Source organism: Ornithinimicrobium murale, assembly GCF_003352835.1.
Classification (GTDB): domain Bacteria; phylum Actinomycetota; class Actinomycetes; order Actinomycetales; family Dermatophilaceae; genus Ornithinicoccus; species Ornithinicoccus muralis.
Genome location: NZ_QLVD01000023.1, coordinates 267,395 through 283,049, shown reverse-complemented (window position 1 = coordinate 283,049; position 15,655 = coordinate 267,395). Strand labels below are relative to the sequence as shown.

10 protein-coding genes, 1 tRNA gene and 1 riboswitch are annotated in these 15,655 nt (G+C 68.3%); of the genes, 6 read left to right on the top strand and 5 right to left on the bottom strand.

Translation table 11 applies throughout. The features are described 5' to 3' along the window. Positions 1-36 precede the first annotated feature (36 nt). Positions 37-181, top strand: a riboswitch (cyclic di-AMP (ydaO/yuaA leader). A 2-nt stretch (positions 182-183) separates the two neighbouring features. Continuing rightward, entirely contained in the window at positions 184-1,023 is an 840-nt protein-coding gene (locus DPQ65_RS10640) for a C40 family peptidase (RefSeq protein ID WP_238146785.1), read from the top strand. Positions 1,024-1,105: 82 nt separating this feature from the next. Here the strand turns inward: DPQ65_RS10640 and DPQ65_RS10635 are convergent, their stop codons facing one another. From DPQ65_RS10635 to DPQ65_RS10620, 3 genes are all read right to left on the bottom strand, one after another. Beyond that, positions 1,106-1,843, bottom strand: coding sequence for a DUF899 family protein (locus DPQ65_RS10635; RefSeq protein WP_114907304.1), 738 nt, complete (start codon positions 1,841-1,843; stop codon positions 1,106-1,108). A 1,685-nt stretch (positions 1,844-3,528) separates the two neighbouring features. Further along, a complete protein-coding gene (locus DPQ65_RS10625) occupies positions 3,529-4,605 on the bottom strand; it encodes a hemolysin family protein (RefSeq protein WP_114907302.1) in 1,077 nt (358 codons plus the stop codon). Continuing rightward, complete coding sequence (locus DPQ65_RS10620; protein WP_114907301.1) at positions 4,602-5,990, bottom strand: hemolysin family protein; 1,389 nt, start codon at positions 5,988-5,990, stop codon at positions 4,602-4,604. Before DPQ65_RS10620 ends, DPQ65_RS10625 begins: the two co-directional genes overlap by 4 nt. Before the next feature lie 242 nt (positions 5,991-6,232). Between DPQ65_RS10620 and DPQ65_RS10615 the strand changes: the two genes are divergently transcribed. The 4 genes from DPQ65_RS10615 (at position 6,233) to DPQ65_RS10600 (ending at position 13,293) form a co-directional block, all read left to right on the top strand. Next, entirely contained in the window at positions 6,233-7,489 is a 1,257-nt protein-coding gene (locus DPQ65_RS10615) for a metallophosphoesterase (RefSeq protein WP_114907300.1), read from the top strand. Next, a complete protein-coding gene (locus DPQ65_RS10610; RefSeq protein ID WP_114907299.1) occupies positions 7,486-10,131 on the top strand; it encodes an AAA family ATPase in 2,646 nt (881 codons plus the stop codon). The genes DPQ65_RS10615 and DPQ65_RS10610 overlap by 4 nt, the downstream gene beginning before the upstream one ends. Positions 10,132-10,234: 103 nt before the next feature. After that, positions 10,235-10,936 (top strand): arsenate-mycothiol transferase ArsC, encoded by a 702-nt coding sequence (locus tag DPQ65_RS10605; protein ID WP_114907298.1) that lies wholly within the window; start codon positions 10,235-10,237, stop codon positions 10,934-10,936. 194 nt (positions 10,937-11,130) lie between these two features. Next, positions 11,131-13,293: a DUF6351 family protein gene (locus tag DPQ65_RS10600; protein WP_238146784.1), complete on the top strand. Its 2,163-nt coding sequence runs from the start codon at positions 11,131-11,133 to the stop codon at positions 13,291-13,293. Positions 13,294-13,367: 74 nt separating this feature from the next. On the opposite strand, the gene DPQ65_RS10595 is transcribed toward DPQ65_RS10600, so the two are convergent. Next, complete coding sequence (locus tag DPQ65_RS10595; protein ID WP_114907297.1) at positions 13,368-14,111, bottom strand: GAF and ANTAR domain-containing protein; 744 nt, start codon at positions 14,109-14,111, stop codon at positions 13,368-13,370. A 263-nt stretch (positions 14,112-14,374) separates the two neighbouring features. Here DPQ65_RS10595 and DPQ65_RS10590 point away from each other — a divergent pair, with 263 nt between their 5' ends. After that, complete coding sequence (locus DPQ65_RS10590; RefSeq protein WP_238146783.1) at positions 14,375-14,938, top strand: Hsp20/alpha crystallin family protein; 564 nt, start codon at positions 14,375-14,377, stop codon at positions 14,936-14,938. Positions 14,939-15,494: 556 nt separating this feature from the next. Here the strand turns inward: DPQ65_RS10590 and DPQ65_RS10585 are convergent. Then, a tRNA-Arg gene (locus DPQ65_RS10585) sits at positions 15,495-15,567 on the bottom strand. Positions 15,568-15,655: the final 88 nt, after the last annotated feature.

The following is a 15,655-nucleotide window of genomic DNA, read 5'->3' as shown; positions in this document are numbered from 1 at the left end:
CTACCCGCAGCGCTGAGTCCTGTCACTGCGGGTGGATCTTTGAGAACACCGCTGGCAGGAGCGGGGGAACCGCCTTTGGGGCCTCGGCCCCTAGGGGCTAAGAGTTTCCGGTTCGCCGGAGCTCCGGGCGCACTCCAGCCCGAGCCCGACAGCTCACCCCGTAGGCATTTGGAGAGGTACACCGTGACCAACCGCACCCCCGGTCGCCACCGCGCGCCCAGTCGGCTCACCGCAGCCGGCGCCACGATTTCCCGCTCGGCCAAGACGACCGCTGTTGTCGCGACCTCCGGTGGCCTCCTGGCCACGGCTGTGGCCCCCGCGAGCGCCAACCCCCAGGGCATCGTCGACGAGGTCGCCTCTGTCGTGTCCGGCAACCTGGTCAACGCGGCCCCCGCGATCGACCTGCTGAGCGCCAACATGCCGATCATGGCCGAGCCCACCGACCTGCCCGCCGTGGCCGTCGCGGCCCCCGAGGACGTCGACACCGAGTTCGGCTCGCTCGGGTTCACCGGCGTGACCCCGGTCGTCGAGGAGCCCGTCGAGGCGGCTCCCGTCACCGAGTCGACCGAGAGCACAGAATCGACGCTGAGCTCGACCGGCTCCACGACCACGGAGACGGAGACCTCGGAGCGTTCCGACGACTCCGCGAGCCGCAGCACCGAGCGCGAGGCTGCCCCGGCCCCGTCCTACGGTGGCAGCGTCACCGGCATCGCCGCGTCCTACGTCGGCTACCCGTATGTCTACGGCGGCGGCAGCCCCTCCGGCTTCGACTGCTCCGGCTACACCTCCTACGTCTTTGCCCAGGTCGGCGTCAACCTGCCCCGCAGCGCATCCGCGCAGCAGTCCTACGCCACCCCGGTCAGCAACCCGGTGCCCGGCGACCTGGTGTTCTGGGGCTACCCGGCCTACCACGTCGGCATCTACGCCGGCAACGGCATGGTCTACGACGCGGGCAACCCCTCGGTCGGCGTGACCTACCGTTCCATCTTCTCGGGTGTCAGCGGCTACGGCCGCGTTCTCTGACGCACCAGCACGAACCACCAGGAAGGCCCCGCTCCGGCGGGGCCTTCCTGCATGTGCGGGGTCGCACCGGGGGCGGTCGACCTCAGCCGCAGCCGTGACCACCGCCGGCAGGTTCGTCGGTGACGCGCCACTGCGCCGTGGGCCGTCCCGCCACCCGCCAGGCATGCTCGTCGTGCAGGGTGGGCCAGCCCTCCGGAGAGGACTCCCAGGCCTCCTGCCGGCCATAGACCGTGCGGTCGAGCAGGCCATAGCTCCAGTCCATCACCTCGGTTCCGCGATCGGTGGTCCACCACGTCTCGAAGACCCGGTCTCCCACCCGCAGATAGCACGCCAGCACGCCAAACCCTCGGTCGCCGAGCAGCACCCCCGCGGAGTCACGCGCCGACCACCACGGCAGCCGGTAGCCCATGAACTCGGCATACGGCGCGCTCTCCTCATAGCTTCCCTCGCTGAAGATCGCCAGCGTCACGTCGCGCGCGTTGAGATACTCCGGCAGCTGGATCTGCGCCGTCGAGAACGTGCAACCCTCACACTGCCCCTCCCAGGCGTGGCCGTCGTGCCACATGTGAAAGTAGGCGACCAGCATGGAGCGTCCAGCAAAGGCGTCCACGAACGGGACGGCGCCCCGGGGCCCGACGATCGTCGCGCCCCTCGGCACCTCGGTCATCGGCAGCCGTCGCCGTGCTGCCGCGATCGCGTCACCTTCCCGCGTGTGGGCCTTCTCGCGGACCAGCAGGTCAGCCACGGCGGCCTCCCATGTGGCCCGGTCCACGATCGGTGGGTGGGTGCGGGTCTCGACGGCGCCGGTGGGCAGTCGCATGATTCCTCCTGTATGCCGAATGGTTGGGTTAGGAGGTATCGACCCGCTGGGCGTCAGGGAGTCATCGCCGTAGTGGCAGGCGGCCGCTCGGCACAAGCCATCGGCTTGTTGTCGAACTCGCCAAAGGTCTGCTCGAGCAAGTTCTATATCGTCGTCGCGCAACTCCGACAGACAGCAACGGACGAGGCTCATGATCGCCGGAGGGCGGAGTCTTCGACTGGACAGGGCCATCATCATCAGGTTGGAGACCAACTTGGCCATGTGTGGGGAGGTGACCCTCGTTGACAACCCTGCAACTCATTGTGAGATCCCTCACATTCGAGACGTCGGCGACATCGAGTGGGGTAGCGTACTCTTCGTGCGCTCAGGGAAGTGATGTGGGACACATTCGAGCTTGGGGAGCTGGGGAGAATCGAAATGGATAGGGATGGCAAGTTCACGCGATTTCAGGGATTCAATAGGGCATATCAGTGGTTGACTCGACTGGCCGTTGCTGCCCTCCTAGCCGTTGCCTCCATTGGTGCGTCGAGCGAGATGGGAAGTGCGGTTGAGACGTGGTCGCGGGACGTTCACTGCAATCTTGGGTATGAATGTCGGATTTCAAGCACGACGAGTGTGAATGGAGCGATACGCCACGAATGGAACGGCGGGCCGATTCGATATTGGAGCACCGGCGGAAGTCGGACGTCGACCCATTACCGGAGTACAAGTGGAAGTGCAGGCGTCTGGACGGAGGGTTCAATAAGTTCTGCAACGGCTGGCTGCTACTGCCCTCCAGGGCAATCGTGTGGCGCAAAGAAGTCTTGAGATGCACTCAAGAGTTCAGTTTGCCGTTGAATGCCTTTACTTTTTGAGCGCCCGCGAAGGAAGCATTTGTCCACTCCCTGGCGCACGCGGTGCTAAGTGGCTTGCAACCCACCTGCCTAGTCAAGCATGAGGCGGGTCGGATTTGTCGGTGCGGTCATAGCCTGCTTTATGAGTTGTGCATGCAGTGCGCATAGTGTGGATTCGTCAACAGAGACCGCTGAACCTCAAGTTCAGCAGGCTGTCAATCAAGGGGTTCCGGAGAGTGTCGTCCCAGATTGGAGCGACGCGGACTCTTACGAGGAAATGGTTGCCCTGGAGCAACAGCGGTGGCCAGAGTTGGCTGCTGGAAATCGGGTTGATGATCCACCGCCCGTTGGGATCGTGAGGTTCATCGAAGAGGAAGAGTTCGCCAGTGTTCAGGTGGATTGTCTCGCAGGGTTTGGCTTCGATGCGAAAGCGACACTTGACGGGGGCGTGATTCCGCCTCGCGTTCCCGACGACCAGGTTGGCGCACTCAACGAGGCGGCCTACGTTTGTCAGGCGCGGTATCCTCTGGATCCGAGGCGACGACAGGAGTTGCCGCTAGTTCCAGCACAGGAATACTATGAGCACCTGGTGGAATCAGCATCCTGCGTCGAGCGCCTCGGGTATCCCATCTCGGACGCACCGTCCCAAGAAGCGTGGCTTGGTCAGTATTACAGTTCAGAGGATTGGTGGAATCCATTCTCGGAGGCAACGCCCGAGTCCGAGGCTGCGGTGGCAGAACTGTATGGAGCCTGCCCAAAGGAGCCGGAAGGTCTATATCCCCCGCTTCCCGCTCCGTGAGGGGCGGCATCCGTACGGCCACTCTTGAAGCCCGGGCTGCCGGGTGACGCCGGTCAGGCGGTAGGCGTCGGTTGCATGTGCTCGGCACCAGTCACCGGCTCGTCCGTCTCGTCGTCGAACTCGCCGAGGATCTGCTCAAGCAGGTCCTCCAACGAGATCAGCCCGACGACGTGGCCCTCCGGGTCCCCGACCAGGGCGAGCTGGGCGCGCTCCTGACGCATCCGCTGGACCGCGTCGATGAGCGGCAGCGAGGCGGGGAGGGTGATGGCCTCCTGCACCAGGTCCGTGACGGCATACTCCGTCTGGGAGGCGGCTGTAGCCCGCACTGCATCGCGCACGTGAACCAGACCAGTGATGCGGTTCCCACGGGTCACGAACAGCCGCGACCGGCCGCTCTCGTGGCAGATCGCCTCGACGTCCCGGGCCGTGCCCGTGTCCGGCACACAGACGGCCTCGGACACCGGGAACATGACCGCGGCGATCGTCTCCTCCTCGAGCTTGAGTGCCCCGGTGAGCATGGCGTGGTCCGCGTCCGGGAGCACGCCGTGCTGATGGGACTGCGCCAGCAGCAGCTGCAGCTCGGCCGGGCCGTGGGTGGAGCTCACGGTGTCCACCGGCTGCACCTTCACGGCTCGCAGCATCAGGTTGGCCAGCTCGTTGAGCCCCCAGATGAGGGGGCGGCTCAGCCAGGTGAAGGCGCGGAACGGCAGGGCGAGCAGCACCGCCGAGGTCTCGGGGTGCGAGATCGCCCACGACTTCGGGGCCATCTCGCCGACCACCATGTGCAGGAAGACGACCAGGGCCACGGCGATGATCACGGCGACGAGGTGGGTCAGCGCGGCGGGGATGCCGGCCCAGTGGATGAGCGGCTCCAGCAGCGTGGCGACGGCCGGCTCGGCCAGGGCGCCCAGTCCCAGCGTGCACAGCGTGATGCCGAGCTGGGCGCCGGCGAGCATGAGCGAGAGCTCCTTGCTGGCCGAGACGGCGGCCTTGGCGGCACGGCCGCCGCCGGCGGCACGCTCCTCCAGTCGGTGCCGCTTGGCGGCGACCACGGCGAACTCGGCCGCGACGAAGAAGGCGTTGAGGACCAGCAGGAGGATACTGACCCAGAGGGCGGTGCTGGTGCTCACGAGGCCACCGCCTCGGCCGGTTGGGCTTCTTCATCGGCCAGGGAGCCGGGGTGGGTAGTGGGGGCGTGGACCCGGACGGTGTCCGGCACGTAGCGCTGCACGGACAGCACATCCAGGCGGACCCGACGCACCTCGGGAGCGCCGTGCTCGTCGCGGGCCTCCCAGACCACCTCGAGAGTGTCGCCCTCCTCGGCCACGCGGCCCAGCCGCTCCATGATCAGCCCGGAGAGGGTGTCGTAGTCCTCGTGCTCGGGCAACGCGACCCCGGTGGTGTCACGCACCTCGTCCAGCCGCAACCGGGCCGGGACCTCCCAGCTGCCGTCGGGCTGCTCCTCGACGGACTCGTCCTCGGTGTCGCCCTCGTCCCAGATCTCGCCGACGACCTCCTCGGCGACGTCCTCGAAGGTGATGATGCCGGCGAACCCGCCGTACTCGTCCACCACGACAGCAATCTGTCGGTGCGACTCGCGCATCTGCTCCAGCACGCGCGGCAGGGGCAGGCTGTCCGGGATGATCAGCGCCTCGCTCGCCAGGTCACGGACTGTCGCCATCGGGCGCTGTGCGGCGGGGACCTGGAGCAGCTCGTGCAGGCCGATGACGCCGACGATGTCGTCGACGTCGCGACCGATGACAGGGAACCGGGAGTGGCCGGTCTCCAACAGCTCCAGGACGCGCGCTGCCGGCTCGTCGGCCTGCACGGTCTCGACGTCGATCCGCGGCGTCATCACCTCTTGCGCGACGTGGTTGCGGAAGGCCAGGCCGCGACCCAGTAGGCGAGACAGGTCCTCATCCAGCAGTCCGCCCGTGTGCGCCTCGTCGATGATTCGGTGCAGCTCCTCCGGGGTCGCGCCCTGGGGCAGCTCCTCGAGCGGTTCGATGCCGACCGATCGCAGCAGGGCGTTGGAGGCCTTGTCGAACAGGTTGATGATCGGACCGGCCACCGCGAGATAGATCAGGGTCGACCGGGACAGGGCCCGGGCCAGCGGCACGGGGCGGGCGATCGCCAGGTTCTTGGGGCCGAGCTCGCCGACCACCATCTGGACACCGGTCGCAAAGACCAGGGTGATCGCCAAGGAGATCGAGGTCGTGGCGGCGGGAGACAGGTCCGCGAAGCCCATCGTCTCGGCCAGACCGCGGCCCAGCAGCGGCTCACCGGCGAAGCCGACCAGGAGGGCGGTGAGGGTGATGCCGAACTGGGCGCCGGAGAGGGTGAAGGAGAGCCGAGAGGTCACCTTCAGGGCACGGGTGGCCGCCTGGTCGCCCTCGTCGGCCAGCTTCTGCAGCTGGCCGCGGTCGACCGCGACGTACGCGAACTCCTGGGCCACGAAATAGCCGGTCAGGACGGTGAGCGCGAGAATGACGAGCAGGCCGCTACCGATTAGCACGTTGCGGTCCCCTGCAGGGCAGTGTGGGTTGAGCGCCGGGCCGAGCCCGGCCCGGTACTACTAGGTTCAGCTGGTTCGTCCACTGGGTCTGCCTGTTTATGCATGTCACAAGGGTACTCGGAACTGGCCCTCTGCACGTATTTCCCTGTGGACAGACGCTGCAGTTCCGCGTCGGCCGGTGCGCCAGCCGGGCAGTGTCGGTGCTCTCTCCTACGGTGGGGCCAACACCTGGGAGGAGCGTCATGGTCCGATTTCTGCACACCGCCGACTGGCAGATCGGCATGACCCGACGCCAGTTGGAGGGCGAGGCGCAGGCCCGCTTCGCCGCCGCACGGATCGACGTGATCCGACGCATCGGCCTCCTCGCCCAGGAGCAGGGGTGCGAGTTCGTGGTGGTGTGCGGGGACGTCTTCGAGACCAACCAGTTGTCCCGGCAGACCGTGGGGCGTGCACTGGAGGCGCTGGCCGAGGTGCCGGTGCCGGTCTATCTGCTGCCCGGCAACCACGACCCGCTCGATCCGCTCACCATCTATGGCAGCCCACAGTTCGTCCGCGACCGCCCCGAGCACGTGCGCGTCCTGGACGGACCGGAGCCGGTCACCGTGCGTGAGGGCGTCGAGCTGATCCCGGCCCCCTGGTCTGGCAAGCACCCCGACCATGACCTGGTGGGAGCGGCCGTCACGGCAGCGCTCGGAGGGGGCCGTATGCCGACAGCTGGCAGCCCGGAACCGCTGCGGATCGTGGTCGGCCACGGGGCGGTCGACGTGCTGGACCCGGACCGGCACAACCGCGCCGCCATCTCCCTGGCGCCGCTGGAGCAGGCGCTGGATGCTGGCCGGATCCACTACGTCGCCCTGGGGGACCGGCACTCGCGGACGAGCGTCGGTGACAGCGGCGCGGTGTGGTACTCCGGTGCTCCCGAGGTCACCGACCACCGCGAGACCGAGCCCGGAGACGTCCTGGTCGTCGAGCTCTCTGGGGGGCGACCTCCCGTGGTGACCCCGCACCACGTCGGGACCTGGACGTTCCGGACCATCCGTCGGGAGCTGTCCGGTGCGGCCGACGTGAGCGCACTGCGGGGCGAGCTGGCGGCCATCGCCGACAAGGACCGCACCGTCCTGCGACTGGCGCTACGTGGCGTGCTCGGCGTCGCCGACCATGCCGCCCTCACCGATCTGCTTGAGGAGCAGGGCGCGGTCTTTGCCGCCCTCACTCAGTGGGAGCGGCACACCCGTCTCGGCATCAGCGCCGACGGGGCGGAGCTGGACGATCTGCGGCTCGGTGGCTTTGTGAGTGCGGCCGCGGAGGAGATGCGCGGGCTGGCGGTCGCCGGCGAGCTGGACCAGGAGGAGGAGTGCCACGCGGGCGAGGACCCTGACTCGCTCGAGGAGCTCGACCCGCTCGACTGGGAGTTCACCCCCGACGCCGCGGAGGACCAGCAGAGCGCGGCCGACGCCCTGTCGCTGCTCTATCGGATCGCCCGCGAGGAGGCTCGATGAAGCTCCACCGCCTGCACCTGCGCGACGTCAAGGGCATCCTCGAGCGCACGGTCGACTTTCCCGACACCGGCGTCGTCGTCATCGAAGGGCCCAACGAGGTCGGCAAGACCACGTTGCTGGAGGCCTTCGACCTGCTCCTCGACCCGCGCGCCAAGGCCACCTCCCGGTCCCGGGCTGTCAAGGCCCTCCAGCCGCTCGGGCGTGACGTCGGCCCGCTTGTGGAGGCCGAGTTCACCGTGGGCAGCCATCGGGTGCGCTTTGCCAAGCAGTGGCTGCGGGGCAGCTCCACCGAGCTGGAGATCCTGAGCCCCGTTCGCGAGCACCTATCGGGCGAGCAGGCCCAGCATCGGCTCGACGCGATCCTCGCCGAGTCGCTGGACCGTCCGCTGTGGGACGCGCTGCGCTTCACCCAGGGTGGCGATCTGGGGCAGGTGTCCCTGACCGACAGCGCCGTGCTCACCGAGGCCCTCGACGGCGCCAGCGGGGCCGACCTGCACTCGGCTGACGGCTCCACGCTGCTCGAGCAGGTGGAGCAGGAGTTCCGGCGCTACTACACCCCCACTGGACGTCTGACCGGCGAGCTCAAGGCCGCGGTGACTGCTGCCTCGGTCGCCCGCGATGAGGCCGTTCATGCGCATCGGGCAGTTACTGAGACCCAGGAGCTGGTGGAGCGTCACGAGCGGTTGCGCACCGAGCTCGCTGAGCTGACCCACCAGGAGACCGAGCTCACCGACCGGTTGACGAGGGCGCGTGAGCACGACGCCGAGATCAGCGCGTTGGTGCGCGCCCACGAGAAGGCGACTGCAGCGCTGGCCAGGGCTCGCCAGGACTCGGTCCGTGCGGGTGAGGACCAGACCCGCCGGGAGCGTGCTCAGCAGGAGCTGGCCGAGGCGGAGCAGCGTCTGGCCGCTGCTGAGGAGGCCGTGGGCACCCGTCGCGATGAGCTGGACGTCTTGCACGCGGCGACCGCCCGCCTCCGCGAGTCGCGTGACGGCGCCCGTGCGGCTCGGGACCGGGCCGTCGCGGTGGCCGAGCAGGCCGGCGCGGAAGTCGAGCACGTCGAGGCCGTGGCGCGCGTGGCGCAGCTGGCGCACACCAGGGAGCGACTGGTCGAGTTGCAGGCCGAGTTGGCCCAGGCCCACGAGACTCTCGGTGGCCTGCCCGATCTCGACGAGGAGGCCGTGCGCGCCCTTGAGACCGCCGAGCGGACCGTAGTCCGTCTGCGGTCCGGGCTGGAGGCCAGCAGCGCTCGGGTCTCTTTGGAGTCCCTCGGGGGGAGTCGCAGCCTGGTCGTGAACAGCGAGACGCTGGAGCTCGCGGCAGGCGCCGATAGTGATCTGTCCGTCGGCGCGGGCCTGACCATCGAGCTGCCGGGCGACCTGCGGGTCACTGTCCGTCCTGAGGAGGGCGCGGCGCAGCTGGCCACCGACCTGAACCGCGCCGAGGCCCTGTGGGCGGAGCTCCTCGACCAGGCCGGTGTCGCAGACCTGGCCGAAGCCCGCTCGGCGGCCACCCGTCGGGCCTCCGCCGCGGCGCGGGTCCGCCACCTCACCGAGCGGCTGGATGACCTGCTCGGTGGCCGGCACCAGGACCAGCTGGCCGCTGAGCTGCAGCAGGCCCAGGCCTTGTTGGCCGAGCACGCCGGCCGTCCTGTCGACCATCCGCTCCCGGAGGACGTCACGACTGCCCGGGCGGTGGCGCGAGCCGCGGCCACTGAGCGCCGGGAGGCCGACGCAGCACTGGCCCGGGCCGAGACGGAGCTGCAGGAGCACCAGCGTCGTTGTGCCCAGGTCGAGCTCCAGGTGGAGCGCGCCGTCGGGGTCAATGCCGAGATGTCCGAGCGGCTCGAGCGCGATCGTGCTGGGCTGGCCGAGGCCCGGCAGACGACACCCGATGAGCTGCTGCAGGAGGCGGTGAGCACTGCCGGAGCCGCCTACGCCCGCGTCGAGGCGCAGATGGGAGTCGCTCGCAGGGCACTGGAGGAGGCCGACGTCGACGGCGTCCGGGCGCGGCTGGCCCGGGCCGAGCAGGCGCACCAGGATCACCAGGCCGCGCTCGTCCGGGTGCGTCAGCAGCTGGCGCAGGTGCAGGGGCAGGTCGAGCTGGTGAGCGGGGAGGGCCGCCAGGAGGCCTACACCCTGGCGGTCGACGAGTTCGTGCGACTGAGGGCCGAGCTCGACGCCGTGCACCGCCGGGCACGGGCTGCGCGCCAGCTCCACGAGACCCTGGGCCGGCACCGCGACGCGGCACACCGAGCCTATGTCCGGCCCTACCAGCTGGAGATCCGCAGGCTCGGGCAGGAAGTTTACGGACCCTCCTTCGACCTCGAGGTGGCCGAGGATCTCACGATCAGCAGCCGCACGCTCGAGGGCACCAGTGTCCCCTTCGACCAGTTGTCAGGAGGCGCCCGAGAGCAGTTGGGGATCCTGTCCCGGCTGGCGGTCGCCGGCCTGGTCGAGCGCGGTGCCGGGGTCCCCGTCATCATTGACGACGCCCTCGGTTACACCGATCCCGAGCGACTGGAGCGGGTGAGCACCGTGTTCTCCGGCCCGGGGGAGCGGACCCAGGTCGTGCTGCTCACGTGCACCCCCGAGCGTTACCGACGGCTCGAGGGCGCGACGACGATCCGGCTCACGGCCTGAGCGCTGCCGATCCTCACGACCCACGGTGAACCGTCGCCCCAGCGGGACACCGGGCGTACACTGGTAATTCACCTGACGTTTACCTTGAGGTGAGGTGGAGGCAATGGAGCAGCACCGCAGCGCATACCGACGCGCCATGGCCCGGGTGGTCGCGGACTTGACGGAGCGATACGCCGACGGCTTCGAGCCGGAGGAGATCGCGGCGCTGGTCGACCGCAGCCGTTCCCGGCTCGAGGCCTGTGGCAAGCACACGGAGTTCATCCCCGTCCTCGTCGAGCACGCGGTCCGGGACGAGTTGGTGTCGTTGGCCCGTGCCGAGGGGCGCGTCCTGTCACCGTTGCCCAAGGTTCTTTTCGTCTGTGAGCGCAACGAGGGGCGGTCCCAGGTCGCGGCCGCTCTGGCCGAGCACCTGTCCGGCCACCGGCTCCTGGCGCGATCGGCCGGTCTGCGGCCGACCGGTCGCCTCAACCCGCATGCCGCCACAGTCCTCGCGGAGCTAGGGGTTGAGCGGTTCCACCCCCTGCCCTCGGAAGTCCAGGATGACGTGCTGGATGCCGCGGACATTCTCGTCCTGATCGGGTGTCGGGAGGCGCCTGGTCGGACGACGGACGATCCACTGGGACATCGACGACCCGTACGCCCAAGATCTCGCTGCAGCGCGCAGGATCGCTGCCGAGATCAGGGAGAGGGTGTGCGATCTCCTGACCGAGCTCGCGATCCCGATCGCGCCCCAGCAGGAGCTCGTCACGACCTCCTGAACGCAAGCCGCCACCACCGCCTAAACGAAAGCCTCACCACCTCCTGAACGCAGGCCGTCACCACCGCCTCGACGGAAGCCACCACCTCCCGCAACAAGGGTCGCCACGTTCCATCATGCGGGGCATGTCCCTGTCTGGGTGAAATTGTTCGTTCGGGTTTGACCAAGTACGCCGCAGTAGCTCAGCGGGACCCATAAGTTCGGCCTCGTCCACCTCGGGGACGAGACCAATGGAGGTCCAGATGAGTAGAAGTGTTGTGGCTGCGGCCGTGCTGGCACTGGTAGCCAGCACCGGTGGAGCGCTGGCGCTGGGAGGGGCCGCGTCGGGTGCGCCGCCGTCGGCAGGCTTGGGGGTCGAGACGGTGTCCAGCGCCCCGGACATGGTCACCGGCGGTGACGCCCTCGTTGAGGTCACCGTCCCGCACAACGTCCCACCCCATGAGGTGCGGGTCACCCTGGACGGCGCGGACCAGACCGACGGGTTCTCCTGGGACGCGGAGCGCCGCGTGCTGGTCGGGCTGGTGGACGGGATGAGCAACGGGGAGCACACGATCGAGGCGAAGGGCCCCGGCGACGGACGCACCGGCACGAGCCTTGAGGTGACTAACCACCCCGGCGAGGGGCCGCTCCTGTCCGGACCGCACGAGGATCCCTTCATCTGCCAGACCCATCAGTTCCGGGTGCCCGTCGTCAACCAGACCCTTGGCGCACCCGTGGACGAGCACTGCGGCATCGACAACCGGGTCGACTACATCTACCAGACCACCGGCGGCGGGTGGGCCGTCTGGCCGGCGGACGCCACGGCATACCCGGAGAACCTGGATCACACCACGACCTCGGATGGCGTCGAGGTGCCGATGATCGTGCGGATCGAGACCGGCACGGCCAACCGCGGGATCTACGAGCACTCGGTGCTGCACGACCCGCTCACCGAGCCGGAGCCCAGCCCCACCGAGCGGCCGGCCGGCTGGAACGGCAAGGCCATCTACACCCTCGGCGGTGGCTGCACCAACGGGTGGTACCGGCAGGGCGCCAGCACGGGTGGAGTCACGAACCAGTTCATGCTCCGCGAGGGCTACGCCGTCGTGTCGTCCTCGCTCAATGTGTTCGGCAACAACTGCAACGACCTGTTGGCCTCCGAGACCGCGGCGATGACCAAGGAGGAGTTCATCGAGGTCTATGGTCGCGACGACTTCACGATCGGCTTCGGCTGCTCCGGCGGCAGTTACCAGGCGCACCAGACGGCGGACAACTACCCGGGGATCTTCGACGGCATCCTCGTGGGCTGCTCCTTCCCAGAAGTCGGGTTCGGGACCGTCAACTTCATCACCGATGCCCGGCTGCTGAACCACTACTTCAACGACAGCGCCCAGGTGGACTGGACCGACGAGCAGAAGCGGCAGGTCACCGGCTTCCAGACCCTGGCCACCATGCCGAACGTCGCTAACGGTGCCCGTCGGATCGACCCGACGGCGTTCTGCCCCGGGGTGCTGCCGGCCGGGCTGCGCTATGACGCGGAGACCAACCCGGACGGTGCACGCTGCGATGTCTACGACCACACGATCAACGCCTACGGTGAGGACCCCGAGACCGGCTTCGCGCTCCGCCCCCTCGACAACGTGGGCATCCAGTACGGGCTCAAGGCCCTGCAGGACGGCACCATCTCGGTCGACCAGTTCCTCGAGCTCAATGCCGCGGTCGGCGGTTATGACCACGACGGCCAGTACCGGACGGAACGGTCGGTGGCCGATCTGCCGGCGGTCGAGGCGGCCTACCAGACCGGGCGTCTCACCAACGGTGGCGGCGGTCTCGCGAGCACTCCGATCATCGATTACCGCTCCTACACCGACGATGGTGCTAACGGCGACATCCACGTGCGTTACCACACCAACTCGATGCGTGAGCGACTCGTCGCCGCCAACGGCAGCGCCGTCAACCACGTGAGCCTGCTCGAGGACAGGCGCTATGGCGGGCTGAGCACCAACAGCCCGTTGGTGCGGCACGCCATCACGCAGATGGACGCTTGGCTGACGGAGGTCGGCGTGACCGACGGCGAACTGCCCTCCCTCGAGGAGATCGGTGACGCTCGCCCGGAGGCTCTTGTTGAGGGCTGCATGACTCGGGACGCGTCACCGGAGTTCCTGCCGATGATGCTCGATCGCGACCCGTCCACGCAGTGTGAGCAGCTCTACCCGTCTGCGAGCTTCCCGCGTGAGGTCGCTGGGGAGAGCGTGCGGGCCGACGTCATCAAGTGCCAGACGACCGCTCCCACCCGGGAGACCTACCCCGAGATGAGCGACGCGCAGTGGGCGGAGTTGCTCGAGGTGTTCGACCAGGGCGTGTGTGACTACACGGTGCCCGGTGTCGAGCAGCAGGGGCTGGCCGGGACGTGGCTGCGCTTCTGACCGAGCCCACACCGTGATGTCCCGCGACACCTCACTGTGGTGTCGCGGGACATCGCACGTCCGCAGGCAGTGACCTACCGAATCCTGTCGAGACCTGAGGGGTCTGCGGTGGATCGCACGTGGGTGCGGCGTGCGTAGGTTGTGTTCGAGGTGTCGATGATCTCCTGAGCGATGTCGCGGAGCTTGATGTTGCTGGTCGTGGAGACCCGGACCAGGAACTGGAAGGCGCGGCCCTCATCGATCTCGTAGCGCTCCATCACCATGCCGATGGCCTGCCCGATGACCTTGCGGGTGCCGATGGCCTCGCTCAACTCATTCTCCCGGCGAGCCCGACCGAGAGCGAGGGCGGCGTGGGAGGCGAAGAGCTCGGCCGTGTGCACCACATCCGGATCGATGATGTCGGCCTCGACGGAGTAGAGGTTGAGACCACCCAGCGTCTTCTCCTCGACGTAGAGCCGCAGGCCGATCTGCGCGCGGACCCCCATCCGCAGTGCCCGTGGCACGTAGTTCGGCCAGCGCCCGTCGTGGCGCAGTTCGTTCGCCACGGTCACTGGTTCGATATCGATCGCGTGGGCGCACGGCCCCTCGCGGAGGGTGTACTGCAGGGCATCCAGCTCCCAGACGAGCTGCCCAGTGCCTGCCCTGGTCTCGACCTTGCCGTTGCGGTGCGCGACCGAGATGCCGGCGTGATCGATGCCCGGCAGTGCGCCGACAGCGGTGTGCACGATGCTGTCGAGAGTGGCTTCGAGGTCGTGGCTCGCGTTGATCTCCCGGGCAGCGCGGGCGAGTCCCTCTGCGATGCGTGCGGCATTTTCCATGACTGGTCCGAACGGAGTAGTGCAGGTGGACAACCTCGACGAGACGTTCGGAAAGGCACGTGGCGACGCAGACAGGTGCACACATCTGACCAAACTGTGGATCAGCTCGGCTCTCACTCATGCTACTCGGATCTCCGGCAACCGGGCAGTGAGCACGAGGGCGCTGAGGGCGGGGTGGGGAATGCGGCTTGTATCAATAAAGTTGACTCTAGTAGACTCAAGGTAGCCACACGGGGTGGCTACTGGACCACAGAGGAGGAACCGTGAACACCTTCAGCACGTTTGACCCGTTCCGTGAGATCGACCGTGTCCTCGGTTCGGTGACCCGCGGTCAGACCGGCCCGGGTATGCCGATGGACCTGTACCGCGAGGGCGACCGCTTCGTCGTGGAGGTCGACCTGCCGGGCGTCGATCCGAGCACGATCGACATCGACGTCGACGACCGCAGCCTGACGATCCGCGCCGAGCGCGCGCCCCGGAACACCGAGGCCAGCCAGTGGCTGACCCGGGAGCGTCCTACAGGCACGTTCGCCCGACAGCTCACACTGGGTCGTGGGCTAGCCACGGACAGGATCGATGCCAGCTATGCCGACGGCGTCCTGCAGCTGGTGATTCCTGTCGCGGAGGAGGCCAAGCCGCGCAAGATCGAGGTCGCCCACGACGGGCAGCGCACGCTGCCCCCCGGTGCCGGCGACCAGCAGGTAGCGCAGACCACCGGTGCCGGCGACCAGCAGGTCGCGCAGACCACCGGTGCCGGCGACCAGCAGGTAGCGCAGACCACCGGTGCCGGCGACCAGCAGGTAGCGCAGACCACCGGTGCCGCCTAAGCTACTCGCCCGGCCCTGCTGTGCAGGGTGACCGAAGGCCCCCGACCTGCCGAGGTTGGGGGCCTTGCGCGTCTACCCGGCGGGTCGGCGAGTGCCGCGGTTGGTCTCAGGCAGAGGAGGTGCGGGATCGCCATGCGCCGAGGGTCGTGACCGACCGGATCTGGCGAAGTTCGCGAGATAGTGCGGCCAGACCCGCCACTCCAGTCAGACCTGCCACTCCAGTCACATCTCGGCGGACACGTGCCCGAGAACTACCCCGCCCACCTCCTCCAACGCCATCCCAGCAGCCACCAGCCTCAGACCATACGAACGCAGCACCATGCCTCCCGGCAGATCCGTGTTGCGCTGGAGCCTGAGCCCGCCGGCGGGAATTGGGCATTTCCCGTGCACGTGCCGGCCGCGATGGGGCTGATGCGAGTCACCGGACATGCCACTCGGGCTTGACGCGCGGGGTCAGACGGAGCGGGGGAGCTCGTGTTCTACAGCGCGGATCCTTTTTGTGAGGACCGCCGTGAACCTTTACTCCTTGCTCATGATCATGTGCAGGGCGGGAATGTGCCCCCGGCAGGATTCGAACCTGCGACACCCGCTTTAGGAGAGCGGTGCTCTATCCCCTGAGCTACGAGGGCGGGGAGGCCGAGGCCCAGCGCGGAGGTCCTGCGCCCGGCTGATCGCCGGAGGTGAGCCTATCGCGGGGGACGGGGCAACTCCTACCCC